This window comes from Nostoc sp. KVJ20 (assembly GCF_001712795.1).
GTDB lineage: Bacteria > Cyanobacteriota > Cyanobacteriia > Cyanobacteriales > Nostocaceae > Nostoc.
Genome location: NZ_KV757782.1, coordinates 1 through 23,993, shown reverse-complemented (window position 1 = coordinate 23,993; position 23,993 = coordinate 1). Strand labels below are relative to the sequence as shown.

Genomic DNA, 23,993 nt, shown 5'->3' with positions numbered 1-23,993 from the left:
ATGGAATTACTTTATCTAAACAAATCTGAGATAATTCCTCTAAATAAATCTTATATAATCAACTATTTGAGTAATGAATAATAGGTATTGCTTTTTATCTATGAATTAACTGTTGGTTTCATCAATAGTCCTTATGAATTTTTACTCATTGACATAAATGACAAAAGACGCAATCAGTTGCGTCTTTCTCTACAAGTCAGCTAAATGTAATCTACATTTCAGTAATTTTGTCAATCTGCCAAACAACAGAAATAATTGCAGGCGCTTGGTCAAATTGGCTGATGGGGGCGGGTTTCATGTCCCGGTAGTCTAGTAGTTGGACTACGATGAGGTAAGCGATCGCTAAAATCACCGAAATCGCACCTGTAAGAATGGCAATTAATTTTGAACGTTCCATCAGTATTTCCTGTAATGCAAGTTATTGTGCAGTGCCTATATCCACATTAATAGTTTAGACACACCACACACTTACCGATATACATCGCTCCGATGGGCTATCAGTAAAATAGTAATTAGTTGCTGTTCTTCATCCACTTTATAAACAACTCGCCAGACACCAACTCGATAGCGAAAAAGACCTGCGAAATCACCTTTGAGCCGTTTGATGTTTGGATGTTCGTAAGCATTCTGTTGCAGTTGGTCAAAGCAACGGTTTAGTTGTTGGGCTAGTGATGCATCTACTTCTTGATAAAACTTCTGTGCTTTGCGAGTCAATACCAATTCATACATGACGACGAATACTGTCAAATGACACTACTTCCCCAGCCTCAGCTTCCTGCATAGCTTCACGCAAAGCTTGCTCAAAACCAGGGACATTCAAAAGTTCCGTTGTCGCCTCATTTTCTTCTCTTTCTTCTAGATCAGCTAGAAAATCACTCACTATCCGCAGCCTTTCTGGAGACAGTCGCCGTAAACGCTTCTCAGCTTCCTGAAGAATAGTAATGTCATCTTGTTTTGATTCCATAGTTATTTCTATAGCTAATGTTTTTTACCGTCGATTTACTCCCTCCTTTATATGTTAAGGGCAGCTTGTCGTCAGATATCGCCCTAGAATTGGCGATCGCTAAAATCACCGAAATTGCACCTGTAAGAATAGCAATTAATTTTGGCGTTGCATATTTTCGGGATGATTTTGCTAGTTTTGTGGGATGGGCCGAAAAGCCANNTTACAATCCCTGGCGGACGTGCTGGCGGACGTGCGGTTTCGCGTTAAGTTGACACCAGTGGCATCTTGCCCGTCCCTTGTATTTTAGGGCACTCGTGTCGCCCACCCTACAAGAATCATCCCTTGATTCAGCAACGCCTTAATTTTTAACGTTCCATCAGTATTTCCTGTAATGCAAGTAGAATAACTGTATTGAGTCATCAATGAGAATTGCGTAGGCGCAGCCCACACTTCGACAAGCTCAGTGACCGCCGTAGGTATCGCTATGACTGCAACCACAAAAAAATTTACTTTTGCAGAGTATCTTAAGTATAACGATGGCACGGATACCCAATATGAATTGGTAGATGGAGAATTAATTCCCATGAGCCTTGGCACTGGCAAGCACGGTGGCATCTCCAAGTTTTTAGAACGAAGCTTTGATGATGAAAGCGCCAAAATGGGCCAGAATTGGACAGCACAAAAGTTTTCTGTCGGAGTGCGATCGCCACGTGGAGGACGCTGGGACACCTCACGAATTCCAGATGTAGTAGTATTACCAACACAGCAGTGGGAAGCACTTTCTAATCGAGAGGCTGTAATCGAACTCAACGAAACTCCCCCCATATTAGTGGTAGAAGTCGTCAGCGAATCTACACAAACTACAGACTATCGCAGCAAACGTTCTGAGTATGCTGTTCTGGAAATTCCCGAATATTGGATTGTTGACCCGATTCAAGAGATAGTAACAATATGCACCCTAGTAGAAGGGTTCTATGATGCTGTTGCATTCCGAGGACAAGAACGCATCATCTCTTTTACTTTTCCACAGTTGGATTTGAGTGCCGAACAAGTCTTGGCAGGGTGAAAGTGAACTCTCAATTACTATTACCCAAGCAACCGTGCAAGCTGTTGGGTTTCGTTCCTCAAGCCAACTTACACATTTTTATTTTTTGAGATAACCAAACCGTATTGGCTGTACTTCAACAATGAACCTCAGAACCTCGATGTTGACCTTCTGAGGCTCAACTTTGACCTTCTGAGGCTCAACTTTGACCTTCTGAGGCTCGACGTTGACCTTCTGAGGCTCGACGTTGACCTTCTCAAATATATCTAACCATTCCTGAATTTACAGGGGTGAGCGTGTAGTAAAATTTGCTCACCTCCGTAAAGTGGAACATGGCTTTAGACTTCTCCCGTCAAAATCTTCGAGGACGCAACTTCAAAGGACAAGACCTTGCGGGTGCAAACTTTAGCTATGCCGACATCCGAGGTGCAAACTTCACTAATGCCAACCTGACAGGGGCAAACTTTAGTCATGCTCAGGCTGGACTGCAATGGGAGTGGGTTGTTGGTTTAGTAATAGCCTCATTACTTTTAGCGTCATTGTCAGGACTCATTTCAGCAACCGCTAGTCTTTGGATAACATATTATTTTAGTTCTGAATTTACCAATGAATACGGTTTTGTTCCTGCCAACATCATCTTATTTGTGTATGTGATCTTCTTTGTTGTCACTATCCGTAAAGGTTTTGTGAACGGAGCAGTAGCCGTAGACAATAGCAGGTACAGTGGCAGTGGCAGGGGCAGGTGCAATGGCAGTGGCAGCGGCAGGAGGCGGGGGGGTAGTAACAGGAGACGCAGGAGTAGTGTCAGCAGTAGCAGGCGCAGGCGCAGCAGCAGTAATAGGTGCAGGGGTAGCGACAGCAGTAGTAGCAGTGGCAGTGGCAGTAGCAGGAGTAGTAGCAAGAACAGTCGCAATGATAGGAACAGCAGCAGCAGCAATTACAGCAGCAGTTGTAGTAGTAAAAGGGGCAATAGCAGTTGCCATCGTCGCTGCTGCGCTAGGGATCTACATTGCTTGTGGCGCATTAGCTGAAGATGAGAGATATGGCTTTGTTAGGAATATTGCTATTTCTTTTGCTGCTATAGTTGGCACTAACTTTACGAAAGCTAATTTAACTGATGTAACTTTCACACAAGCTACACACCAAAATACCAATTTCCAAGGCGCTATTCTCATAAGAACTTCCTGGCTAAACACTCAAAAACTTAATCTGGCTAGCACTGGAGATAATTATCTAAAGCACATACAGCTACGAGAATTAGTGATTACAGGACAAGGACAGGACAAAAACTTTGACCGTCAAAACCTGCGGGGTATCAATTTACAAAATGCTAATTTAGCAGATGCTAGCTTTATTGGCGCTGATCTCAGTGAAGCCAACTTGCAAGATGCCGATTTGTCAAGAGCAAAGCTCAAACAAACGCAACTAGACGCAACTGATTTAACAGGTGCAACTCTTACCGGAGCATACATCGAAGATTGGGGCATTACGAGAGAAACTAAATTGCATGGGGTGAGGTGTGAATATGTCTTCATGCGTTTACCCACCAAAGAAGATCCCGATCCTCTCCGCAAACCTGATAATAAACAAGAGGTATTTGCAGACGGGGATTTTGCCGACTTTATCAAGCCAATTTTTGACACCCTCGACCTTTACCATAATCAAGGCGTTGACCCCCGCGCTGTTGCCATTGCATTCAAAAACCTCGCCGAAAACCATCCCGAAGCCGAGTTAGAAATTGTGGCAATGGAGAAGCGCGGCAATGATAAAATCTTGCTCAGAGCTAAAACCGCCCCAGGTAGCGATAAATCTCAACTGAGTGCAGAATATTTTGATGATTATAATCAACTCAAAGCCTTATCGCAGAGTCAGCAATTATTGCTGGTAGAAAAAGATCAGCGCATTATTAGTTTAGAAAATATGGTAGATACTGCTCTCAAGCAGCCGAAATTTTATACTCAAGGAGATACAAATATGTCTGATATCAGTGGCATCAATATTGAAGGCAGCAGTAATGTTAGCGGTATCGCTGGCAATAATTCTATTGCTAATCTAGGAACCATTAGCGGTAACGTGAGTATTGCCCTCAATGAGTTACCTGATGCAACCGATGCCGAGAAACCAGGAATCAAAGAATTATTGTCGCAGTTGCAAGATGCGATCGTCCAATCCACATATTTGTCAGAAGAAGACAAAACCGAAGCGCTAGAACAGGTGAACAGTTTAGCTGAAGCGGGGAAAAATCCTCAAGAATCCACTAAACAAAAGACGGCAAAAACAGCCATCACCATGTTGAAAGGGATATTTACCGGCTTACCTGCTGTTGCTTCTCTGGTGGAAGCGGGTAATAAATTATTGCCTGCGATCGCAAAACTATTCGGTTTGGGATAATTTAACGCGATCGTAGGTGAGATATTCCTCAAAAGTATACAGACATGATTAATTTGTACAGTGCATAAGTCTTATTGACCAAATTTTTTACTCTCCCCCATCGGTAAGAGGTAAAGCAATGCGGTTCGATTAAGGCAAGAGACGCGATAAATCGCCGTCTCTACAAGGATCAATCTTTTGTAGAGACGGCGATTTATCGCGTCTTTGGATCTAGAATTTTCATCTACGTTCTTCATTCTCAGGTAGTTTTGGAATATAGAGTTTAGTTTTTCCAAAATGTCTTTAACAGAAGAAATTCTTTCCCAATTACCCGGCGATGTTTTAGGAGGATTGCGCCAAAGCGATCGCATTCTCACATCTGGGCGTGAAAACTCCGCACCAGTACCAACGTTAGTTAAAGAAAGTCAACAGCTTTTAAGCGTTGTAGATTTCGATGTGCTTATCTGCGGTGGCACTTTGGGTATTTTAATCGGTTGCGCCTTAGCGGTGAAGGGACTGCGGGTAGCATTGCTAGAACGCGGTATTTTGCGGGGGAGGGAACAAGAGTGGAATATTTCTCGCAAAGAATTAGATGTGTTTGTGGAATTAAACTTGCTGACTGAGGAAGAATTGGAGAGTGCGATCGCAACTCAATATAACCCAGCACGAGTTAGTTTTGCTGGCGGTACAGAAGTTTGGGTAGAGGATGTATTGAATATCGGTGTAGATCCAGTTTATCTACTCGCTACCTTGAAAACCCGATTTCTCGCCGCCGGGGGAAAGTTGTTAGAAAATACACCCTTTACTGAAGCAGTAGTTCATCCAGATGGGGTGATGGTAAATAACCAATTCAAAACTCGGTTATTAATCGACGCGATGGGACATTTTTCACCCATCACTCAACAAGCACGCCAAGGCAAAAAACCAGATGCACTGTGCTTGGTTGTGGGAAGTTGCGCCCAAGGTTTTCCGGAAAATCACTCAGGCGACTTGTTGTTATCATTTACATCCTTGCAGAATCAATGTCAGTACTTCTGGGAAGCTTTTCCAGCTAGGGATGGCAGAACCACTTACTTGTTTACCTACATGGATGCAGAACCCCAACGTTTGAGTTTAGAAGCTCTATTTGAAGAATATCTGCGTCTCTTACCAGAATATCAGGGAGTGGAGTTGAGCAAACTGAAATTTCAACGGGCACTATTTGGTTTCTTTCCCACCTATCGCCAAAGTCCGCTAAAAACCCCGTGGAGTCGCATTCTTCCAGCCGGAGATAGCAGTGGTAGTCAATCGCCCTTGAGTTTTGGTGGTTTTGGGGCGATGGTGCGTCATTTGAAGCGTTTAACTTATGGCATTTCCGAAGCACTGGAAACAGAACAATTATCTGCAAAAGCCTTAGCACTGCTGCAACCCTATCAGCCGAGTTTGACTGTTACCTGGTTGTTTCAAAGGGCGATGAGTGTTGGTGTAAATCAAAAAATTGCCCCAGATCAAATTAACCAATTACTCTCGGCAGTATTTCAGGAAATGCAACAGTTAGGTACACCAGTGCTAAAACCATTTTTACAAGATATAGTGCAGTTTTCGGCACTAACGCAAACACTGATAAAAACTGGTTTATATCATCCTGTAATAGTTGCCAAGATAATTCCGCAAGTAGGTTTGGCAAGTTTGTTAGATTGGATGTTACATTACAGTAATTTAGGTGTATACACTGCCTTGTTTTCGCTAAGTCCAATGCTAGAAACATGGATTAAGAATCAACCAAAAGAACAACAATATTATTGGCATCGTTTGATTGATGCCTGGAAGTATGGTTCTGGCGGTGATTACTCAGATGAAACTTAGAATTTTATCGGTGTGAGGATAACATGATGGAACGGAAATCATCAGGAATCAAATACTTTGCCGTGTTGATTGGATTCCTGCGCGATCGCCAAGGATTTCTAGAGGAAATTCGCCAAGGTACGAGATTACCAAATAAAATCATTTCGCTGCTGGTTTGCAGTTCCTTATTTATCGCTGCTTATGGCGGAATTATTGGTGCATATCATAGCTGGATGCAAGCTTTATCTTCCGCCATTAAACTCCCAGCCCTTTATTTAATCACACTTTTGATTTGTATCCCGACGTTGTTCTTTGCAAACATTATTTTTGGTTCAAAGCGGACTTTTGCCCAGCATTTAGCATTAGTTTTAACAGCGGTTTCAGTCACCAGCGTACTTTTATTTAGCTTTGCACCAATCACACTATTTTTCTTAATTACCACCAACAATTACCAGTTTTTAATTCTGTTGAATGTCTTGATCTTTGCCATAACTGGATTTATTGGTGTTTCGTCTTTATATCAAGCCACAAGTTTAGTTTTAGAACAAGATAATGAAGGTAGCAAGACACGCCAAAAGATTTTACAATTTTGGCTATTTCTTTACGCTTTCGTAGGCAGTCAGTTAGGATGGACTCTCAGACCATTTTTTGGCACACCTGGTTCTGTGTTTGAACTTTTCCGCGAAAGAGAAGGTAACTTTTATCTGAGTGTGATTCAAGCTATTAGCTATCTCTTAGGAATCCGTTAATTAGTCATTAGTAATTCCACAAAATATAAAAAATATAAAATCATGTTGGACAAGAAAAATCGCGGGATTCAACAATTTGGTGTATTGATTAGTTTATTGCGCGATCGCCAGTCTTTCTTAGAAGAAATTCGTCTGGGGATAAGATTACAAAATAAAATTAGTTCTCTATTCGTAACTAGTTCCATCTTCTTTGCAATCTATGGTGCAATTATCGGTGCATCTAACAGTTGGGCACAGGCATTATCTGGTGCTATTAAGCTGCCAGCGTTTTATTTATTAACACTGATTATTTGTTTCCCGACTTTGTTCTTTTTTAATGTTTTGTTTGGTTCTCGGAGCAGCATTCAACAGCATTTTGTTGTGTTACTAACCTCTGTGTCAGTGATTAGCGTGCTTTTATTTAGCTTGGCACCAGTTACGCTATTTTTTCTGATTACTACACCCGATTCTTATCAGTTTTTTAAACTATTGAATGTGTTAATTTTTGGCATTACAGGCATCTTTGGTGTTAAATTTCTTTATGAAGGAATGCAATTACTTTCTCAACAAGATGAAGTTGGCAAAAAAACCCGCACCACTATTTTAAGATCCTGGTTATTGCTTTATGCCTTTGTTGGTATGCAGCTAGGATGGTTTCTCCGACCGTTTTTTGGTGCCCCTGACTCTAAATTTGAGTTGTTTCGGGCAGTGAAAGGCAACTTTTATTTGGATATTGTAGCGGCGATTTCCGAAATTTTAGGTTTCCGTTAATCTCAGATTTCGATAATTAGTCTCGTTGCCTATGGGACAATGCGGTTCAGTTAAGGTTACTGGTCTAGGGCGTGTTTTCAAACTGGTTGTATCCTAAAAAAATAGGCGATCGCAAGCATAGTGTGTTAGTGAATCGAGGCGAGTTAAGTAACGAACAGTGGGAGAAGTTAAAACCGTTACTTCCACCCCAAAAACCCCAAACTGGTAAACCAAATCATGACCATCGTGAAATCTACCGACAACGCAACATTGTTGAGAGAGCTATCAACCGACTCAAACAATTCCGTCGCATTGCCACCCGATATGAAAAACTTGCCGCAAATTATACAGCTATGATTACGATCGCCTCCATTATTTTGTGGTTATAGTTTGAAAACACGCCCCTTAAAAAGGGGGACTTTGAATTCCCCCCTTTATAAGGGGGGCTAGGGGGGATCGAATTCTATGCAGCTTCATAAAGAATTGGTATTAGAACACCAAGTATTTCCCCAAAAATTACGAATTACAAATTACGAATTAACTTGGCATCATTAACTCCGTTGTAAACATAGCCAGGATAAATACGCAATCAACCGCTGAACCAATCAGAGGGCCAAAAATACTCTTTGGCAAAACATTTCCAAAAAGCATGATCAACGTTCCCATAAACATCCACAGCCATTGTGTTTGACACCAGATGTAGAATCCTATCACAGCGACCAGCAAAGCTGTGAAAATTGTCAAAACTGGCACACTACAACTTTTAGGTTTGTAACGCAATGTGCCAGCAAAAGTTGTCGGTATTAGCTCTAGTTGTCGAAAGTCAGTTACCAAGCCAAGTACAATCAGCCCTATAGCGATCGCCCAGCAACCTTTGTACACAATTGGATTATTCGCCCACGCTACACCTGCAATGTATGCTAGGTTGACAGCGATTACTACCAACAATGGCACAAATAAACTGTGGAATAGAAAGCGCAAGCGGTTAAGTAATTTCAGCAAAGTACCCTCATTAATTAGGCGACCCACTGAAACAATCAAATTGTCGTAGAACATTCCAGATAGCACGACAATCAGCAGAATTGTGGTAATTCTGTGTGATTGTTGAAATAAACTGATTCCCCAGATCGCCAACCCCAAAGTGGCTATCGTATAGACTGGATACAAAAAAGCTGCCATAATTTTTTCACAGAATTAATTAATTCTTGAAGATGGTTTTGTAGCTTACAATTTGTTTTTCCAGCCGAGATTAGCCGTCGCCCTTTTTAGACTACATAAACTTAGCGATCGCTAAGTTGAGAGAATATTCTGATATATAACTATTGGTGTAGTATGATTGCCCGATGTGGGGTTCTATCCCCCAGCCCATGTTCTGATTAAGCTGTTTGCACTTGCCATGTAATACACAACTCTAAAAGCTGCACGTTTTGGAGAATCTATTCCCAAAATGCAGTCAAATATAAGGTGCATTACCAAACCCATAATCTCATTACAGGTATACCATCTATTAAGAGTATGTCCAAGTCTTATGCAACACGATTTCTAAAATTCTTATTTCAACCAGTTTTGTCTAAAATATGCACAACCAAGTAACACTAATTGAACATCCATTGATTCAGCACAAACTAACGCTGATGCGTAAAGCTGAAACTAGTACAACAAAATTCCGTACTCTCCTTAAAGAAATTAGCCTATTGTTGGCTTATGAAGTCACACGGGATTTACCACTGAAATATGAACAGATTAAAACACCACTAGCCCCGATGAGTGCGCCAATGCTTGCTCCTGAGAAAAAGTTGGTATTAGTTTCTGTGATGCGGGCGGGACAAGGAATTTTGGATGGTATGTTGGAATTGATGCCATCAGCACGGGTAGGGCATATTGGTTTATATCGTGACCCAAAAACTTTGATTCCTGTTGAGTATTATTTCAAAGTTCCCCATGATGTTGAGCAGCGAGATATGCTCGTGGTAGACCCAATGCTAGCCACTGGTAATTCGGCTGTGGCAGCTGTGGAACGGCTGAAATCAACTAATCCCTTATCAATTAAGTTTGTCTGCTTACTCGCTGCGCCGGAAGGTATAGAGCGTTTTTGTCATGTACATCCTGATGTGCCACTGTATACCGCTGCCATTGATGATCATTTGGATGAACATGGCTATATTATTCCTGGATTGGGGGATGCTGGCGATCGCTTATTTGGCACAAAATAGGCTGATTACTATAAGCAAATGATGAACAATGTAGTGATTAACCCAATATTATCCGAATCATTGATTAACAAATTTCACCTTCGTCAAATTGGGGAATTTTTCAGAGACAAATCCATAGCAAATACATCAGGTTGATATATCAAGTTCATACACAAGATTGATTAATTTTCTCAGACTATTTCCCGATGATCTACTATAATATTGGATACTTCATCGCCGATACTTAAACGATAAATATTACATCGTAGCTACTAATGGTACAAGCTAATATTGGACAATTAGAAATAGAAATATCACAGCGAATCATAAAATTATATCATGATAGACTAGGCAAGCCTCCTAGTCAAATTATTTGCCATTTTTTTGATACTGAAATTGTAATTTCTCTAGAAGAATCCGTTACCCAAGTTGAACAAACTCTATTGAAGGGAGGTTATGATAGTTTAGCTGAACAAGTACGATTATATTTAGAAAAAATAATTAAATCAGAATTGAAAAGTTTGATTGAAGAACTTATTGGTAAGCCTATACTCGACCTCATGACAAACACAAATTTAGCAACAGGTCGTACTGGGATTATTGTGGTTTTAAATCAATTACCTGATGTTCGGAATGCCGAATCTATTCCAACAAGGGAAATGTAAAGAATTTAGCTGACTGATATGGCGATTGATTACCACTTCTAATTGATTAAAATCGAATGGTTTAGTAATGCAATCATCAAATCCTGTGAGCATCGTCGAGTCATCATCTTGTGCCGTTGTTAGAGGTGTTACTGCAATGATTGGGATAGTAGCAGTTTTTGAGTCGTGTTTGAGGTGATCAATGACTCTTTTGGGACTCAAATTAGATAGCATCATATCTAGCATGATTAAATCTGGTTGATGAGTTTGTGCCAACATCACAGCTCTCATTCCTTGTTTAGTACAAATGCATGAAAAATTTAATATTCTTAAATGAGAATTAAGTAGCTCTAAATCATGTAGATTCTGTTCTACAACCAAAATTAAAGGTTGTTCATTCATAAGCAGTTAATCTTGTCCAAAAAAGGCTAGTACCGCAAGGCGTAATTCGTAATTGTTTGCAAGGGTTTCAGATATTTAGAATGGGTGGTTTATTTCTGACTTCTGAATTCTTCTTCAAGGTAAGTACTTAAGTCAATGTACGGCGCTGTATTCAAGCTACTAACTAGGGTATGAAAGGAACCAGATGGTGTATGATTCATTGAGTTATCCATCTGTGCTGAATTTTAGGAAAAACATCGCAAGGCAGTCACATTATCAAGCAAATAGTAGCATATATGATGTACGCACTTACAAAGAATTTACTTAGTAATGCCAGAATTGCGTATGGATAGCCCGCCACAGGCATCGCCTCTGTTGCATCATTAGAAATTACGTATATTTAACCATCAAGTAACTGACGTGCAAGAGCGATCGCTTCTGTTGGTGTTGAAACTTTCCCCTCAGCTTGTGCTACGGCTATTTCTGTCAGCAGTTGGCCGATGATTGGCGAAGCTGGAATATCTAATGCTATAATCAACTCCTTCCCGCCCACTAGTGGAGTGGGATGAGCGACCAGATCATCAGGGTTGAGGTAGCGGTTAATCAAAGGTGCTAAGACTTGGTAGCCCTTTGCTGTGTGTAGTGGCTTGTCACCAGACATCGCCTCTACAAAATTATCAAGTGCTACAGCTAGCACCGCGATCGCAGGAAATACAATATCTGCGTTATGGAACAACAAGTATTGTTCTCGCAAAGACATATCGACTACTTGAAGCTGCGGTAATAGTTTCAGAACAGTAGTCACACCCCGAATTTCGGCACGACTATAAGTGAGTTCCTGTAGCTCTATTTCTGCTAATTCTGGATTTGGGTTGACTAGACAAGCAAGTTTGGCAATACCTAACCAAGTAGTTTTGATACTATCACGGACATACTCTTGCAGTTGTGCCCCTAGTTGTTGCCAATTTTGGGTGAGTAAGGCAGCTGCATTGTCAACTGCTGCTAGTTTGATTAAGCTTTCACGAGTGGCATTTTTGAAGAAAGGGGCAAGTAAACCATCTTCCCAAGCACTTGTGATCCAGGGAGTACCCTGAGAATTTGCCAGCAGATAGCCAATTTCTACCCTAACTCGTTCGGCTGCAACTTTGCTGATATGTGATGCCAAAGAACGAATTGCGGCTTGGGTAGCTGGCTCAATAGTAAAACCTAGTTGGGCGGCTTGGCGATAACCTCGCATTAACCGCAAAGGGTCATCTTCTAAGTTTGCGGGTGATACCATTCGCAAAATGCCCTGTTGTAAGTCTACATAACCTTGCAGAGGATCGATAATTTCTTGCGTATGGGGATTATAAGCGATCGCATTTACTGTAAAGTCTCGTCTGTGCAAATCAACTTCTAAACTATCTCCTTCCTGTTGGGCAAAATCAGCTGTAGCGTGGGGAAAAACCACACGCGCAATTTGTCGTTTTGCATCAAGCAAGACAAATCCAGCTTTGTAATGATGAGCGATCGTTCTCGCTACCTTTACCGCCTTAGATGGTATAACAAAATCTAGATCCAGATATTCGCGAGTTCTGCCCAGGATCGCATCCCGGACAGCGCCACCTACCATGTAAGCGGGTTGTGGCAATAATTCCAAGCTGAAAGGCCAATTTTCTGGAGCTAATACCATTTTGGATTTTAGATTTTAGATTGTGTACTCCTACGGTGAAGCAAGCTACGAGTAGCATCTTGTAGAGAAAAGTAGAAGCTACGCTGTCAGTGGCGCGTTTGAATCCCCCACGCTGTTGATTTTGACCGAAGGCGGACTTTCCTTGCTTTGCTCCTAAATTCTGAATTCTTCTTCAAGCATTGTAATAAAAATCAACCCAGCAACTCATGAATAACAGTTGGGCTTAAGTTAGATTAACAATAAAGGCCCCTGGAGTTGGTTCTATTATGTGTATTTGCGTGAATTGCCACTATGTAGACAGCTGTGTTACCTATCATGCCGTAGAAGGGCAGCACCAACAGCCTCACTTGACCGAAACACCAGATTTTGATCCGAATGAACCTTCTATCAATGTCAACATTCGGACTCAAGATGATGTAATTGAAATGGAATGGGATGTTGTTGGTTGTCTGAGCTTTAAGCGGGAAACAGGTAAGTGGTCAAAATTACGTCCTGGTGAATTAGTGCCTACTTGAAAAGTCAACAGTAGTCGATTTGCTTCCTCTGCTCACTTTACTGAAGCAGAGGGCAGTTTTCCTCCTGCCTTCTGCGTTGATTGATAAGTAATATTTATACTTATTATTTTTGGGTAGCGATCGCTAATTTTGCCCCTGGAACCTCACGTACCCGATCCATCACAGCCACTACCTTCCCGTGACCAACTTTTTCATCAGCGTTAATTATCACTAACATTTCTGAGTTTGAACCAATTAAAGTCCGCACTTGCTGTGTCAAATCATCAACTGCAACTTGTTTCTTGTTTAGGCTTACTACTCCTTGTTCATCTACCGTGATCGTAATTTTAGAGGGAACTTGCTGTTGTTTTGCCGTAGCTGCCTTGGGTAAATTTACTGGCAAACCTTCTGAACGCGTTAAAAACAGAGTTGACATGATGAAAAATGTCAAAATTGCAAAAATCACGTCAATCATCGGCAAAATGTTGATCTGTAGCGGAAGTTCTGGTTCATCTGGTAGACGCATAAGTTTTTTCTCCTCTTTCATAACGACGGCGGTAGAGTAATTCTAGCTGTCCACCATACTCCTGAATTAATGCAATTTGCCGCTGATACAGTCCCCGAAAGGTATTGGCAAACAGGAGTATGAATATAGCAACTATCAATCCTGATGCTGTTGATACTAGGGCTTCACTAATCCCAGAGGTAACACCAACTGTTTTACTACCTCCCACGTCACCAAGATTTAGGGAGGCAAAGGAGGCGATCAATCCTAATACTGTACCAAGAAGACCTAAAAGTGGTGCCAAACTAATGATTGTCTCAAAAAGGTTTTGGAAACGTTTTAACACAGGTATCTCAGCCTGTGATTCGCTTTCTAACGCCAAACGAAATTCCTCTGGATTTGGCTCCTCTAATTCTAAAGCTGCCAGAAAAATCCGGGCGAGTGGCAAATCTGCGTTTTTCTGAAGTTTATCCATTGCACCGACAACATTATCGAGTCGGTAGAGATTCAAAACATCTCGCACTACGCGGCTTTGACGCTGATTGATCCTTACCCAAAACCGAATCCGCTCAATGATCAGTGCCACACCCAATACCGAAAACGCCAACAGGGGCCACATGACCACACCACCTGCTGCAAACAAATTTTGAATTCCCATGTAGTGCCTCTATAACCTCATCCACAGTACAAAATCAGACTACCAGAATCTAGCGAAAAGCTGAAAGTTATTCTCAATAAAATATAAAATATAATGATAATTTTTTCAAATGTAATTATCATGAATTTTATTTAATTGTTTGTTGATTTTATATAAATTAATTTAATTGAATTGAAACAAAAATTAATTTTGTCTGAAAACCATGATGTTAGTAGTTTGATAAAGATGTTTTTACTAGTACGTGGTTCCGTAAGGCTATATCAAGTAATTTTAATTTTTTACTTGATATTTGTAACCGTACATTCTAAGATGACTAAGTTAGTGAGAATAGGTAGCAATAGCTATGAGCTTTTCCGGCATTACTGTCGAGCAACGTTCCAAAGAAGTTGAGGCTCTCAAGTCTTTTCTGACTTACAGTCTAATAGGTTCACTGGCGCTGCATATCGGCGTACTGTCCTCAGGCATCAGTAATTATTTGACGAGAGTGCCCACAGGAGAAGAAGAACCAATAGAGTTTGCGATCGTGGATTCTCCGACTGCCGAACCAGAAAAACCAATCGCAGAGATTCCAGAAGAAATAAAAAAAGAACCAGAGATTATCCAAAAACAACCTATAGAAACTCCACCAGTAGAAAAAATTCAGCAGCAAGAACAGATTACAGCGATCGCTCAGAAGCCACAGCCGACAAATACGCCGCCAAAAGCAATTGCTACCAAACCAGAAGTTCCTGTGAAATCTGCACCCATTCCACGATCAGCCTTATCTGAAGATTCCAAGCCAACTTCGGCGGGTGGTGGTGGCGGTGGTGGTGGCTCTGGTGTTGGTTTAGGTTCAGGTAGTGGTATTGCTGTAGGTACAAGCACTGGTACTGGCCCTGGCGGAGGAACTGGGACTGGCACTGGCGGTGGTATTGGTAGTGGAACTGGGACTGGCACTGGTAGCAGCATTGGCAGTGGCACTGGCAGTGGAATTGGCAGTGGTACAGGTTCAGGAATTGGCTCTGGCTCTGGTAATGGTACAGGCAATGAACCAGTAAACCGTCTGCCAGTAGCGACAGCGCCAATAGCACCAACTCCTCCAAAAGTTAACACTTCAGGTAATGGTAATGGAAATGGTCGAGCAGCTTGCCGCGAATGTAATGCCAAGTATCCAGAGGCAGCAAGGCGGCGAGGAGTTGAAGGCAGAGTAGAAGTAGCTGTAGATACTGATGCCCAAGGTAATGTTACTAATGTGCGGATTGCTCGCTCCAGTGGAAACCGCGACTTAGATGAAGAAACCGCTAGACAAGCGCGTAACTGGAAACTAAAACCCGCAGAAGGAGGTAGACAAGGAGTATCGATCGCGACTGAATTTGCCATCAAAGGTTCACGGCGATCGCGCCAAGTTCAAGAACGGCAATCACAAAGAGAGGCACAAAGACAAGCAGAAGAAAGAACCCAGCAAACAAGGGCTGCTAATTCCACAGAGGAAAATCCAAGACGCAGGCGCAGAGAGTTGTCACCCCCATCAAAACCAGCAATATCTGGATTTAGTAGACGGTTGCAACCCCAAAGAGTCGAAAATACTCCTACAAGCCCATCATCTGGAGCTAGGACAACTCGCACTCAAGGAACTGCAAGAGAGTCCTTACGCCGCATCCAGCGTGAACGAGCAACTACTAATTCATCACAAAACCCACAACCAACCACAAATCGACGGCGGCGAAGAGATAATGCTAGCCAAAACAAGTTGCGGGAATCTTTGCGCGGTTTACGCAAACAACCTCAATCGCAACCTGCTGCTCCTAGTCAGGAGTAGTCTGTTAACATAATTCGTAATTCGTAATTCAAGGACTAAAGTCCTGACTACGAACTTATTTATTAAATCACCGCCTCCTGTTTTTAGGAGGCGGTTGTTTTTTAGACAGGAATGGCTTCGTTAGGCATCACCCCTCTACCATGAGGAAGAGGGGTTAGGAGTGCGGTAATTTTATGATGGGCAATTAGACACACTGGCGATCGCTTGATTTGCAAATCGATGGAAGTGAAAGTGAGTAATCCTGCACTTCTCCATCCCCAATTTCTCTGATCAGGGCAATGAAAATCGCCTGCGCCTAAGGAATGGTAGTAGTGTTTGCTCATCACCAATTATATGCTGAGAAGATAGTCAATGGCTAACTCTCAAGTTGCTCATCTGCACTTTATGTCTAGATGTCAAATTCACTGATTTGAATAAAACTTCTACATAAACACACACTGATGCGGTTTGATTTGCTTGAATAGCTATATTGATAGGACATTGATAACGTCGGCAATTCACAATTCCTAATTATGGCAAGTAAATTCATTGATGTTAGGGAATATACTGTCAGGGCGCACAAAAGACAGATTCATACTCGTGTTTTCCAGTTTGTCTGTAAAGAGTGTAACGATCTGACAAAGCGCGAGACTTTCGGCCCTCGACCCTTATATTGTGAGAGATGTCGCCCTCCCCAAGCGCCCAAGAAATCCCAGCCAACATCTCAAAAAGCAAAACCCAGAGCAATGTCTTACAAAAGTGACATCGATTTAAATTGATTGACGCCTTATGACTCAAAATGGACAATTAGAACCACCTCCGGGGACTTTTCTCTCACCACTGTTAGAATTACGAGACTATTATGCTCGCCTCACAGAAGAGTATGAACGGCTTTTTGTGCAGGCGCGATCGCAACTCGATCATGTAGAAGCGTTGTTGTCTAACTGGTCTTTTTCTGATCCGAACAAGCAGATATCTAGATTGACTGCGGCTGATGAAACCTCAAATCTTTCCCAAGAAGGCTCTATGCGGTTTTTATCACCCCTTGATGACATCAACGAAATCAACTTGGTAGAGTCTGTAGAGTCAGTACGAAAAGACTCAGATCAGGTTGAGATAGATAATTCTGCTGGGGTTGATACAAAAGAGAGTCAACCTCTAACTACATCAACATCTCCAAAAATCGTTCCAGAGAACAACGATAGTTCAACGAAGGTAGTGGAAATTCCTATGCTACCCCAGTATCAGCACGCCCTCTCGCGAATGGAAGCTATCAAACAGCTATTGCAAGAGCAGATAGGGACTGTTTGTCATATTGATTTTATCGTGCGATCGCTTTATGGAGAGTTAGATTCCCATCTATTCAAAGTAGTCAAAGGTAGGGTGCAATCTTCCCTCACCCAAGGCAGAGAAAGGAATTACTGGGTAACTATTCCCGATGAGCCAGGTTGTTATACTCTAGATTTAAGTTTGGTAGCCCCAAGTAATCGCAATGGTGCTTCTAGGAGTATCAAAAACAAAAATAAGAAGCCTTTCGTACCCCCGACAAAAACAGTACCGATGCTCAAGGCCTTTGAGGGTCAATTCTTAATTGATGCCCTCACCTCTCTGTTAGAAGAAAATCCAGGTAAAGTTTTCAGCGTTGCTGAAGTCATCGCCGGAATTTATGGAGAACTAGATTCTCAGCAAATTAGAGAGATCAAAAATAAGGTGCTGAATGAACTATCTAGAGGCTATCGGACAGGCAGATTCTCTAGGGTTCCTAATCAAATCGGCTTCTATACTTGGGACTCCAATCTGATATTGAAGGGTAGTTCTCGTTAAATTGGGGATTGGGATTAGGTGATAGGTAACAGGTGACAGGTGATAGAGAATAATCTGTACTCTGTAACCTGTAACCTATTCCCTTCTTCATTACCCACTTATCCCAAAAACAGCTTGTATGCCGGATTCTTATTCTCATCCCAATAGCGATAGCCCAGATTATTGAGAAAAGCTTGCCACTCTTGCATCTCGTGGGGGGGAACCTGGATACCAACAACGATTCGGCCATAGTCTGCGCCGTTGTTGCGGTAGTGAAAAAGACTAATATTCCAGTCGGGACTCATGGAAGTAACAAACTTCATCAATGCGCCAGGACGTTCGGGAAACTCAAAACGATAGAGCAATTCATTGTGAGCCAAGGGAGAGTGCCCACCTACCATGTGCCGCAGATGTAATTTAGTTAGTTCGTCGTCTGTTAAATCAAGGGTTTTAAATCCTTGAGCTTCAAAGTTTTCTACCATCTTTGCAGCATCAGCACGATTTTGAATTTGTACACCTACAAAAATATGGGCTGTTTTTTCATCAGCAATACGATAATTAAATTCGGTCAGATTCCGGTTGCCAATACATTCACAAAATTGGCGAATACTTCCCCGTTGCTCAGGAATTGTGACTGCAAAGATCGCTTCGCGGCGTTCACCCAACTCTGCACGTTCTGCCACAAAGCGGAGGCGATCAAAGTTCATGTTTGCACCGCAGGCCACAGCAATTAAGGTTTGTCCCTCGATTTGCTCTCGTTCGGCGTAGGCTTTGGCAGCTGCGATCGCTAATGCACCGGCTGGCTCTAAAATCGATCGTGTATCCTCAAACACGTCTTTAATTGCAGCACAAGTATCGTCTGTATCCACCAGAATAATTTCATCTACATACTGCTGACACAAACGGAAGGTTTCTTCACCTACTTCCCGCACCGCCACGCCATCAGCAAATAACCCCACTTGGGACAAACGCACCCGATGTCCGGCTTTGAGTGATTGAGACATCGCATCAGCATCTACTGGTTCAACGCCAATAATTTTGATTTCGGGACGCAACCGTTTTACATAAGCCCCAATCCCCGAAATTAATCCGCCCCCTCCAATTGCGACAAAAATTGCATGGATGGGTTGCTGATATTGCCGTAGAATTTCCATCCCGATTGTTCCCTGTCCAGCAATTACATGAGGATCATCAAAGGGATGAATAAAGGTCAATCCTTTTTCTACTTCTAATTCACGGGCATAGCTATAAGCATCATCGTAGGTATTTCCATGTAACACCACTGCTCCGCCCCTCATTCTAACCGCGTCTACCTTGACTTGGGGTGTGGTTACTGGCATGACGATAATTGCTTTGGTTCCCAAGCGATTGGCTGCAAGGGCGACTCCCTGAGCATGGTTTCCCGCTGATGCTGCAATTACACCCTGTGCCAAGATATCTGGTGGCAGTTGCACCATTTTGTTATAAGCACCCCGCAGTTTAAAGGAAAATACTGACTGCATATCCTCACGTTTCAGCAGGAGTTGATTATTCAGCCGCGCAGACAGATTTGGAGCATACTCCAGTGGTGTTTCTTGGGCAACATCGTATACACGGGCAGTTAGAATTTGGATCAGGTAGTCGCAAAACATGGGCGTCAAGCTGTTAGCAATTGCTGGATGGAGATTAATTTTACGTTAGAAGCGATCGCACTGGTTTTATTTAATTGCACTATCTCGAAATTTTGAGTGAATAAAATTTAAAAATTACTAATAATATTTGGATAGAAATAAGTTCAGTGATTGAAATTATTTGGTGACTTCAAACTGAGTGCGATCGCTCGTAGGTTGATTTTTGAACAAAACTCAGTACACCTTTATTCCTTCTTACCAGTCCCCAATCCCCAATCCCCAGTCCCTTACCTCTACGAGTGATTCAGAAATCAAATCGAATTTATACAAGTCTTTGTTACATCACAAACAACTTTTCAAACATCCTCTTAACATCAACAAATAAGTATACTGTTGCTTATGAACATAACTTTTCAATTTATGTTAAAATATGCATAGAAGATTAAATTCGGCTGTATAGTTTGTTTTTATATATACTTGTATTACAGACCTCTCCGGATCTAAATCTCTACACCCCCTGATTCTGGAGACATTCTATGTCAATTTACGTCGGTAACTTATCTTATGAGGTTAAAGAAGAAGACCTCCGGCACGTCTTTGCAGAATACGGAACTGTAAAAAATGTTCAATTGCCTATCGACCGAGAAACAGGTCGCGTCAGAGGTTTCGGTTTTGTAGAAATGGAATCAGACGCCCAAGAAACAGCAGCAATTGAAGCCCTGGATAATGCCGAGTGGATGGGTCGGAGCTTAAAAGTTAATAAAGCGAAGCCCAAAACAGATGGAGGTTCCTCTGGTGGTAGAAGAGGAAACTATGGTGGCGGTGGCGGTGGCCGCTATTAAGGTCTAAAATCATTGAAGAAGAATTCAGGAGTCAGAATCAAGGCGCTACGCTATCGCGGACTCGCTAACGCTTCTCTACGAGACGCTAAAAGCGTAGCTTGCAACTCTTACAGAGTACGCTATAAGTCGGGGATTCAGACCGGCGCAGGAATTGTTGCACCACCAAATTTTCAATTTGGTGGTGCAACAAAGCCGATTATTCATCCACCAATGAATTTAATTGTGCCCGACTACTTACCATATTTGGTTGTAGTTTTGTCAAAAATTAAATAAGAATCCTGTAGAAATGTGGGATCTAAATAGATAAAAACTACTTTAATAAAGCGATCGCATGGTGACGGATATGATCTTCAATAAAACTAGCGATAAAATAATAACTGTGGTCATAGCCTTCTTGGTAACGCAAGTTTAGCGGCTGGTTAACATCTGCACAAGCTTTCTCAAACACTTCTGGCAGTAATTGTTCAGCTAAAAACTTATCAGCAGTGCCTTGGTCAATAAGAATTGGACTGTGATATCCGACTTTTTTAACTAATTCACTAGCATCATAAGCACGCCAACTTTCTTGATTGTTGCCAAGATAACCACTGAAAGCTTTTTGACCCCAAGGACAACGCATAGGTGCAGTAATAGGTGCAAAAGCTGATACTGATTTGTAGAGTTCTGGATTTCTCATTGCACAGACAAGCGCCCCGTGTCCCCCCATCGAATGACCGAAAATACCTTGTTTATCAGGTTGGGTAGGGAAGTTTGCGGTAATTAAAGCAGGTAACTCTTGGACGACATAACTATACATTTGGTAATGTTGACACCACGGTTCCTCTGTAGCATCAACATAAAAGCCCGCACCCGTGCCAAAGTCCCAGTCATTATCCTCACCTGTAATGCCAGTATTACGCGGACTAGTATCTGGTACAACCAACATCAAACCGTACTCAGATGCAATCCCCTGCACTCCCCCAGCCTTCACCATAAAATTTTCTTCTGTGCAAGTTAATCCAGAGAGAAAATAGAGAATCGGCATAGGTTTTTGAGTTGCTTGTGGTGGTTGATAGACAGAAAAGCGCATTTCACCGTTACAGATGGAGGAGTGATGACTGTAAAAACCGAGTTTGCCACCAAAGCTTTTATATTCTGAAATGAGGTTGAGGTTAGGCATTGGTTGTATTCTCTTTCCTGAACGGTTGCGGGTTGCGGAGAATGATTATTTTAGCTTGAACTACCTGAATATCACGATGTTTAATGAAAAACTCCACGTCACTTGCGGGGATGGAGTTTCCCACCGACTTTTTATTAAATATACTTTAAAGGCAAAGCAATTTGTAAAGTTGTACCTTCTTTAAATACGCTCTTAATACTAATTTTACCACTGTGGGCTTGAATTATTTGTTGGGCAATCGCTAGTCCTAAACCAAATCCTCCAGTTTGACGAGATCGCTTTTTATCCACTCGATAGAAACGCTCAAAAATATATGGTAAATCAGCTTCAGGAATACCAATACCATTGTCTATAATTTGGATTATAGCCCAACGTGATTGAGTAAATAAGTGCAATTGAACTTGACCACCAGCAGGAGTATATTTGCAAGAATTATTAAGTAAATTTATAACTACTTGACGGAGCAAGTCAGCATCACCAAGGACAGTTATACTATTATTTGGCAGTTTGGAAACTAAATTAAGATGTTGTGCATCTGGTTGGGTGGCATAATCATCTGTTATCTGTAAAAGTAAATTATTTAAGTCAATTAATTGTAAGGATTCAGTCGGTAATTTACCTTGATAACGTGCTAGAAATAGCAGATTTTTTACTAAAACACTCATTGACTTAGCAATATCATAAATCTTTTGGAAGCGCTGACGTTGCAACTCTATATCAGTAGATTTAGATAAAAAGCCGTATTGAGCATTGCTAATAATTGCTGTCATAGGCGATCGCAATTCGTGGGAAGCATCAGCTGTAAACCTTTGCAGATGATCGTAGTTGTGGCGAATTGGTTGCATTGCCAGTCCTCCCAGCCACCAACCCGTGAGAGCAATCACAGCTAGAGTAATCGGCGCTGAGATAGCCAAAACCATACGGAATTCAGCTAAAGCACTTTCAGTAGCCGTCATCGGCATCGCTGCTTGTAAATAACCAATTAATAAACCATTTTGATAAACAGGCAACGTTACCTGACGTAGCCAGACTTTGCTATCAGTTTTGATCGTATCAAACCCACCTGACACTGAAAGGCGATCGCTAGGAATCGTACCAAAAAATTGTACAATTTGCTTTTGCTCATCGTACCAACTTGCATACACTAGTTGACTATCCGGCAATGGTTGTACCATACTTCCCAACAATGGTACATATTCTAAATTTAACTGCCGCTGACCATTATGCACCTCCAACTTAACATTAGCTGCCATCAAACTTGTTTTTTTATAAAGTAATCGATCTAGTTCCTCCAACTTATCTATCACTTCCCAATAGTAAACTCCCGCCGCAAATATAATTAGAATACTGCCCATTGTTAGGGTGAACCAACTTGCAAGATTGCGACGGCTGCGATTAAACATAAGTAGTCATTGGTAATCTTCTGATTCTTCTCACTCTCCCAGTTTTTACTGCCTAATTCTAATTTTATTCTTGTGGATTTAAGCGATAACCCATACCATAAACTGTTCTAATCCAGTCTCCTGCACCCAATAGCTGCAAGCGCTGGCGCAACTTGCGTATTAGCACAGTTAAAGCATTACTTTCTGGTTCCATACCACACTCCCACAAAGCATCTTCAATCTGGTTACGAGTTAAAACCTGATTGGGATGGCGCATCAAGTATTCTAGTAATTGTCCTTCACGTGGAGATAATTCTACTTTTACCTGACTCCGTTCTACACTTAATTCAGCTAAATGCAATTGTAAATCTGCTATACGTAAGCTATACCCCTGCCAATTAGGGACTCTTCGTCCCAAAGCACGGACTCGTGCTAAGAGTTCCACCAAATCAGCAGGTTTAACTAGATAATCATCTGCTCCTGCATCTAAACCCATAACTTTGTCGGCTGTGGTGTCTTTAGCAGTTAACATCAATACTGGTGCATTTTTACCAGAGAGACGATACTGGCGACACAGAGACAACCCACTAATTGTTGGTAACATCCAATCCACAATTAATAGATCATAATCTTTTTGCGAAATTAGCCACTGTGCAATTTCCCCATCTTCCGCAGCATCTACAATATATCCTGCCTCGGATAGAATACCTTGTAATGGTTCTAATTGTTCAAAATCGTCTTCTACTAGTAAAATTCGCATAAAACTTTTTAGCGTCAAGCCTTGCCATAAAATCATCAACTCTCTTTTAAAATTAGATAAGTTAACTACCTCTATGTCTTCTATCTAATTTGAGATTTTAACTTTTAGATTATTCTCCATAAGGAATAAGGTATATCTGCCAATGGGTAGTTATAAACCCTGCTATCGCTTCGCGACTATAAAAAAATTTAGTAGGACTTACGCAAAACGGCTTATACCATTTCACGAAAATCTTGATACATATTGGTGTCAACTTAAGCTAGAAATAGCTTCGCTGCGGGCTTCATAACCCGCCAGAGAATTCATTCTCTGGCTCATAGCTAAAGTCTACTGAAGTAGACTGAATATTTTTGGGGATATCTAGTCATCTTCAGATGACTTTAGCTATGAGACAGGGATTTACAATCCCTGGCGGACGTGCGGTTTCGCGTTAAGTTGACACCAATGAGCA

General features: G+C 41.7%; 27 protein-coding genes and 1 pseudogene. 15 read left to right on the top strand and 13 right to left on the bottom strand.

All coding sequences use genetic code 11. The annotated features are described in order from the left end of the window. Positions 1-211 precede the first annotated feature (211 nt). The 3 genes from A4S05_RS36595 to A4S05_RS36585 form a co-directional block, all read right to left on the bottom strand. Positions 212-397 carry a hypothetical protein gene (locus A4S05_RS36595; RefSeq protein WP_069074649.1) on the bottom strand — a complete coding sequence of 62 codons (186 nt, stop codon included), beginning with the start codon at positions 395-397 and terminating at the stop codon, positions 212-214. Positions 398-468: 71 nt separating this feature from the next. Then, a complete protein-coding gene (locus A4S05_RS36590) occupies positions 469-729 on the bottom strand; it encodes a type II toxin-antitoxin system RelE family toxin (RefSeq protein WP_069074648.1) in 261 nt (86 codons plus the stop codon). Next, positions 722-964, bottom strand: coding sequence for a hypothetical protein (locus tag A4S05_RS36585; protein WP_069074647.1), 243 nt, complete (start codon positions 962-964; stop codon positions 722-724). The genes A4S05_RS36590 and A4S05_RS36585 overlap by 8 nt, the downstream gene beginning before the upstream one ends. A 466-nt stretch (positions 965-1,430) precedes the next feature. Between A4S05_RS36585 and A4S05_RS36580 the strand changes: the two genes are divergently transcribed. The 7 genes and pseudogenes from A4S05_RS36580 to A4S05_RS36555 all read left to right on the top strand — a co-directional run bounded on the left by A4S05_RS36580 (position 1,431) and on the right by A4S05_RS36555 (position 8,052). After that, positions 1,431-2,012, top strand: coding sequence for a Uma2 family endonuclease (locus tag A4S05_RS36580; RefSeq protein ID WP_069074659.1), 582 nt, complete (start codon positions 1,431-1,433; stop codon positions 2,010-2,012). Positions 2,013-2,323: 311 nt separating this feature from the next. After that, a pseudogene (locus A4S05_RS44430) lies at positions 2,324-2,428 on the top strand (pentapeptide repeat-containing protein); the annotation flags it as partial. A 286-nt stretch (positions 2,429-2,714) separates the two neighbouring features. Further along, positions 2,715-4,382 carry a pentapeptide repeat-containing protein gene (locus A4S05_RS36575; protein WP_256091391.1) on the top strand — a complete coding sequence of 556 codons (1,668 nt, stop codon included), beginning with the start codon at positions 2,715-2,717 and terminating at the stop codon, positions 4,380-4,382. Between the two features lie 276 nt (positions 4,383-4,658). Continuing rightward, positions 4,659-6,206, top strand: coding sequence for an FAD-dependent monooxygenase family protein (locus tag A4S05_RS36570; RefSeq protein WP_069074646.1), 1,548 nt, complete (start codon positions 4,659-4,661; stop codon positions 6,204-6,206). Between the two features lie 23 nt (positions 6,207-6,229). Beyond that, a complete protein-coding gene (locus A4S05_RS36565) occupies positions 6,230-6,934 on the top strand; it encodes an actin-binding WH2 domain-containing protein (protein WP_069074645.1) in 705 nt (234 codons plus the stop codon). A 42-nt stretch (positions 6,935-6,976) separates the two neighbouring features. Next, a complete protein-coding gene (locus A4S05_RS36560; RefSeq protein ID WP_069074644.1) occupies positions 6,977-7,684 on the top strand; it encodes an actin-binding WH2 domain-containing protein in 708 nt (235 codons plus the stop codon). 71 nt (positions 7,685-7,755) lie between these two features. After that, complete coding sequence (locus A4S05_RS36555) at positions 7,756-8,052, top strand: transposase (protein ID WP_084227395.1); 297 nt, start codon at positions 7,756-7,758, stop codon at positions 8,050-8,052. A gap of 148 nt (positions 8,053-8,200) precedes the next feature. On the opposite strand, the gene A4S05_RS36550 is transcribed toward A4S05_RS36555, so the two are convergent. Beyond that, positions 8,201-8,842: a hypothetical protein gene (locus A4S05_RS36550; RefSeq protein WP_069074643.1), complete on the bottom strand. Its 642-nt coding sequence runs from the start codon at positions 8,840-8,842 to the stop codon at positions 8,201-8,203. 398 nt (positions 8,843-9,240) lie between these two features. Between A4S05_RS36550 and upp the strand changes: the two genes are divergently transcribed. Both upp and A4S05_RS36540 read left to right on the top strand, forming a co-directional pair. Then, the gene (upp, locus tag A4S05_RS36545) at positions 9,241-9,876 is read left to right on the top strand and encodes a uracil phosphoribosyltransferase (RefSeq protein ID WP_069074642.1); all 636 of its coding nucleotides are present in this window, start codon (positions 9,241-9,243) and stop codon (positions 9,874-9,876) included. 254 nt (positions 9,877-10,130) lie between these two features. Beyond that, positions 10,131-10,520, top strand: a complete 390-nt coding sequence (locus tag A4S05_RS36540; RefSeq protein ID WP_069074641.1) for a Na-translocating system protein MpsC family protein — start codon at positions 10,131-10,133, stop codon at positions 10,518-10,520. Here A4S05_RS36540 and A4S05_RS36535 read toward each other — a convergent pair. Further along, the gene (locus A4S05_RS36535; RefSeq protein ID WP_069074640.1) at positions 10,473-10,901 is read right to left on the bottom strand and encodes a response regulator; all 429 of its coding nucleotides are present in this window, start codon (positions 10,899-10,901) and stop codon (positions 10,473-10,475) included. The two genes, A4S05_RS36540 and A4S05_RS36535, sit on opposite strands and share 48 nt — an antisense overlap. A 379-nt stretch (positions 10,902-11,280) precedes the next feature. Beyond that, positions 11,281-12,552, bottom strand: coding sequence for a tRNA nucleotidyltransferase/poly(A) polymerase-related protein (locus tag A4S05_RS36530; protein ID WP_069074639.1), 1,272 nt, complete (start codon positions 12,550-12,552; stop codon positions 11,281-11,283). 266 nt (positions 12,553-12,818) lie between these two features. Here A4S05_RS36530 and A4S05_RS36525 point away from each other — a divergent pair, with 266 nt between their 5' ends. Further along, positions 12,819-13,067 (top strand): Ycf34 family protein, encoded by a 249-nt coding sequence (locus A4S05_RS36525; protein ID WP_069074638.1) that lies wholly within the window; start codon positions 12,819-12,821, stop codon positions 13,065-13,067. 103 nt (positions 13,068-13,170) lie between these two features. On the opposite strand, the gene A4S05_RS36520 is transcribed toward A4S05_RS36525, so the two are convergent. Together A4S05_RS36520 and A4S05_RS36515 are read right to left on the bottom strand one after the other, a co-directional pair. Further along, positions 13,171-13,572, bottom strand: coding sequence for an ExbD/TolR family protein (locus A4S05_RS36520; protein ID WP_069074637.1), 402 nt, complete (start codon positions 13,570-13,572; stop codon positions 13,171-13,173). Beyond that, a complete protein-coding gene (locus tag A4S05_RS36515) occupies positions 13,556-14,209 on the bottom strand; it encodes a MotA/TolQ/ExbB proton channel family protein (protein ID WP_069074636.1) in 654 nt (217 codons plus the stop codon). Before A4S05_RS36515 ends, A4S05_RS36520 begins: the two co-directional genes overlap by 17 nt. Before the next feature lie 343 nt (positions 14,210-14,552). Between A4S05_RS36515 and A4S05_RS36510 the strand changes: the two genes are divergently transcribed. Next, the gene (locus A4S05_RS36510) at positions 14,553-16,007 is read left to right on the top strand and encodes an energy transducer TonB (RefSeq protein WP_069074635.1); all 1,455 of its coding nucleotides are present in this window, start codon (positions 14,553-14,555) and stop codon (positions 16,005-16,007) included. Positions 16,008-16,108: 101 nt separating this feature from the next. On the opposite strand, the gene A4S05_RS41065 is transcribed toward A4S05_RS36510, so the two are convergent. Continuing rightward, a complete protein-coding gene (locus A4S05_RS41065; protein WP_141699914.1) occupies positions 16,109-16,330 on the bottom strand; it encodes a hypothetical protein in 222 nt (73 codons plus the stop codon). 189 nt (positions 16,331-16,519) lie between these two features. On the opposite strand from A4S05_RS41065, the gene A4S05_RS39775 reads away from it, so the two are divergent. Both A4S05_RS39775 and A4S05_RS36505 read left to right on the top strand, forming a co-directional pair. Continuing rightward, the gene (locus tag A4S05_RS39775; RefSeq protein WP_084227393.1) at positions 16,520-16,765 is read left to right on the top strand and encodes a hypothetical protein; all 246 of its coding nucleotides are present in this window, start codon (positions 16,520-16,522) and stop codon (positions 16,763-16,765) included. Between the two features lie 10 nt (positions 16,766-16,775). Then, positions 16,776-17,810: a hypothetical protein gene (locus tag A4S05_RS36505; RefSeq protein ID WP_069074634.1), complete on the top strand. Its 1,035-nt coding sequence runs from the start codon at positions 16,776-16,778 to the stop codon at positions 17,808-17,810. Between the two features lie 98 nt (positions 17,811-17,908). Here A4S05_RS36505 and ilvA read toward each other — a convergent pair whose 3' ends face one another. Continuing rightward, positions 17,909-19,420: a threonine ammonia-lyase, biosynthetic gene (gene ilvA, locus A4S05_RS36500; protein ID WP_069074633.1), complete on the bottom strand. Its 1,512-nt coding sequence runs from the start codon at positions 19,418-19,420 to the stop codon at positions 17,909-17,911. A gap of 515 nt (positions 19,421-19,935) precedes the next feature. Between ilvA and A4S05_RS36495 the strand changes: the two genes are divergently transcribed. After that, positions 19,936-20,241 (top strand): RNA recognition motif domain-containing protein, encoded by a 306-nt coding sequence (locus A4S05_RS36495; protein ID WP_069074632.1) that lies wholly within the window; start codon positions 19,936-19,938, stop codon positions 20,239-20,241. 12 nt (positions 20,242-20,253) lie between these two features. Beyond that, the gene (locus A4S05_RS36490) at positions 20,254-20,514 is read left to right on the top strand and encodes a hypothetical protein (protein WP_069074631.1); all 261 of its coding nucleotides are present in this window, start codon (positions 20,254-20,256) and stop codon (positions 20,512-20,514) included. A gap of 37 nt (positions 20,515-20,551) precedes the next feature. Here the strand turns inward: A4S05_RS36490 and fghA are convergent, their stop codons facing one another. The 3 genes from fghA to A4S05_RS36475 form a co-directional block, all read right to left on the bottom strand. Beyond that, a complete protein-coding gene (gene fghA / locus A4S05_RS36485) occupies positions 20,552-21,400 on the bottom strand; it encodes an S-formylglutathione hydrolase (RefSeq protein WP_069074630.1) in 849 nt (282 codons plus the stop codon). Positions 21,401-21,534: 134 nt separating this feature from the next. Continuing rightward, complete coding sequence (locus tag A4S05_RS36480; protein ID WP_069074629.1) at positions 21,535-22,803, bottom strand: sensor histidine kinase; 1,269 nt, start codon at positions 22,801-22,803, stop codon at positions 21,535-21,537. Positions 22,804-22,867: 64 nt separating this feature from the next. Further along, a complete protein-coding gene (locus A4S05_RS36475) occupies positions 22,868-23,542 on the bottom strand; it encodes a response regulator transcription factor (RefSeq protein ID WP_069074657.1) in 675 nt (224 codons plus the stop codon). Between the last annotated feature and the right edge of the window lie 451 nt (positions 23,543-23,993).

Coding starts and splice junctions, on each gene's coding strand:
- A4S05_RS36585 (WP_069074647.1), bottom strand. CDS start 964: ATGGAATCAAAACAAGATGACATTACTATTCTTCAGGAAGCTGAGAAG.
- A4S05_RS41065 (WP_141699914.1), bottom strand. CDS start 16,330: ATGAGCAAACACTACTACCATTCCTTAGGCGCAGGCGATTTTCATTGC.
- upp (WP_069074642.1), top strand. CDS start 9,241: ATGCACAACCAAGTAACACTAATTGAACATCCATTGATTCAGCACAAA.
- A4S05_RS36595 (WP_069074649.1), bottom strand. CDS start 397: ATGGAACGTTCAAAATTAATTGCCATTCTTACAGGTGCGATTTCGGTG.
- A4S05_RS36535 (WP_069074640.1), bottom strand. CDS start 10,901: ATGAATGAACAACCTTTAATTTTGGTTGTAGAACAGAATCTACATGAT.
- A4S05_RS36530 (WP_069074639.1), bottom strand. CDS start 12,552: ATGGTATTAGCTCCAGAAAATTGGCCTTTCAGCTTGGAATTATTGCCA.
- A4S05_RS36540 (WP_069074641.1), top strand. CDS start 10,131: ATGGTACAAGCTAATATTGGACAATTAGAAATAGAAATATCACAGCGA.
- A4S05_RS36515 (WP_069074636.1), bottom strand. CDS start 14,209: ATGGGAATTCAAAATTTGTTTGCAGCAGGTGGTGTGGTCATGTGGCCC.
- A4S05_RS36560 (WP_069074644.1), top strand. CDS start 6,977: ATGTTGGACAAGAAAAATCGCGGGATTCAACAATTTGGTGTATTGATT.
- A4S05_RS36550 (WP_069074643.1), bottom strand. CDS start 8,842: ATGGCAGCTTTTTTGTATCCAGTCTATACGATAGCCACTTTGGGGTTG.
- A4S05_RS39775 (WP_084227393.1), top strand. CDS start 16,520: ATGGCAAGTAAATTCATTGATGTTAGGGAATATACTGTCAGGGCGCAC.
- A4S05_RS36525 (WP_069074638.1), top strand. CDS start 12,819: ATGTGTATTTGCGTGAATTGCCACTATGTAGACAGCTGTGTTACCTAT.
- A4S05_RS36565 (WP_069074645.1), top strand. CDS start 6,230: ATGATGGAACGGAAATCATCAGGAATCAAATACTTTGCCGTGTTGATT.
- A4S05_RS36570 (WP_069074646.1), top strand. CDS start 4,659: ATGTCTTTAACAGAAGAAATTCTTTCCCAATTACCCGGCGATGTTTTA.
- A4S05_RS36580 (WP_069074659.1), top strand. CDS start 1,431: ATGACTGCAACCACAAAAAAATTTACTTTTGCAGAGTATCTTAAGTAT.
- A4S05_RS36505 (WP_069074634.1), top strand. CDS start 16,776: ATGACTCAAAATGGACAATTAGAACCACCTCCGGGGACTTTTCTCTCA.
- A4S05_RS36520 (WP_069074637.1), bottom strand. CDS start 13,572: ATGCGTCTACCAGATGAACCAGAACTTCCGCTACAGATCAACATTTTG.
- A4S05_RS36495 (WP_069074632.1), top strand. CDS start 19,936: ATGTCAATTTACGTCGGTAACTTATCTTATGAGGTTAAAGAAGAAGAC.
- A4S05_RS36590 (WP_069074648.1), bottom strand. CDS start 729: ATGTATGAATTGGTATTGACTCGCAAAGCACAGAAGTTTTATCAAGAA.
- fghA (WP_069074630.1), bottom strand. CDS start 21,400: ATGCCTAACCTCAACCTCATTTCAGAATATAAAAGCTTTGGTGGCAAA.
- ilvA (WP_069074633.1), bottom strand. CDS start 19,420: ATGTTTTGCGACTACCTGATCCAAATTCTAACTGCCCGTGTATACGAT.
- A4S05_RS36480 (WP_069074629.1), bottom strand. CDS start 22,803: ATGTTTAATCGCAGCCGTCGCAATCTTGCAAGTTGGTTCACCCTAACA.
- A4S05_RS36510 (WP_069074635.1), top strand. CDS start 14,553: ATGAGCTTTTCCGGCATTACTGTCGAGCAACGTTCCAAAGAAGTTGAG.
- A4S05_RS36475 (WP_069074657.1), bottom strand. CDS start 23,542: ATGCGAATTTTACTAGTAGAAGACGATTTTGAACAATTAGAACCATTA.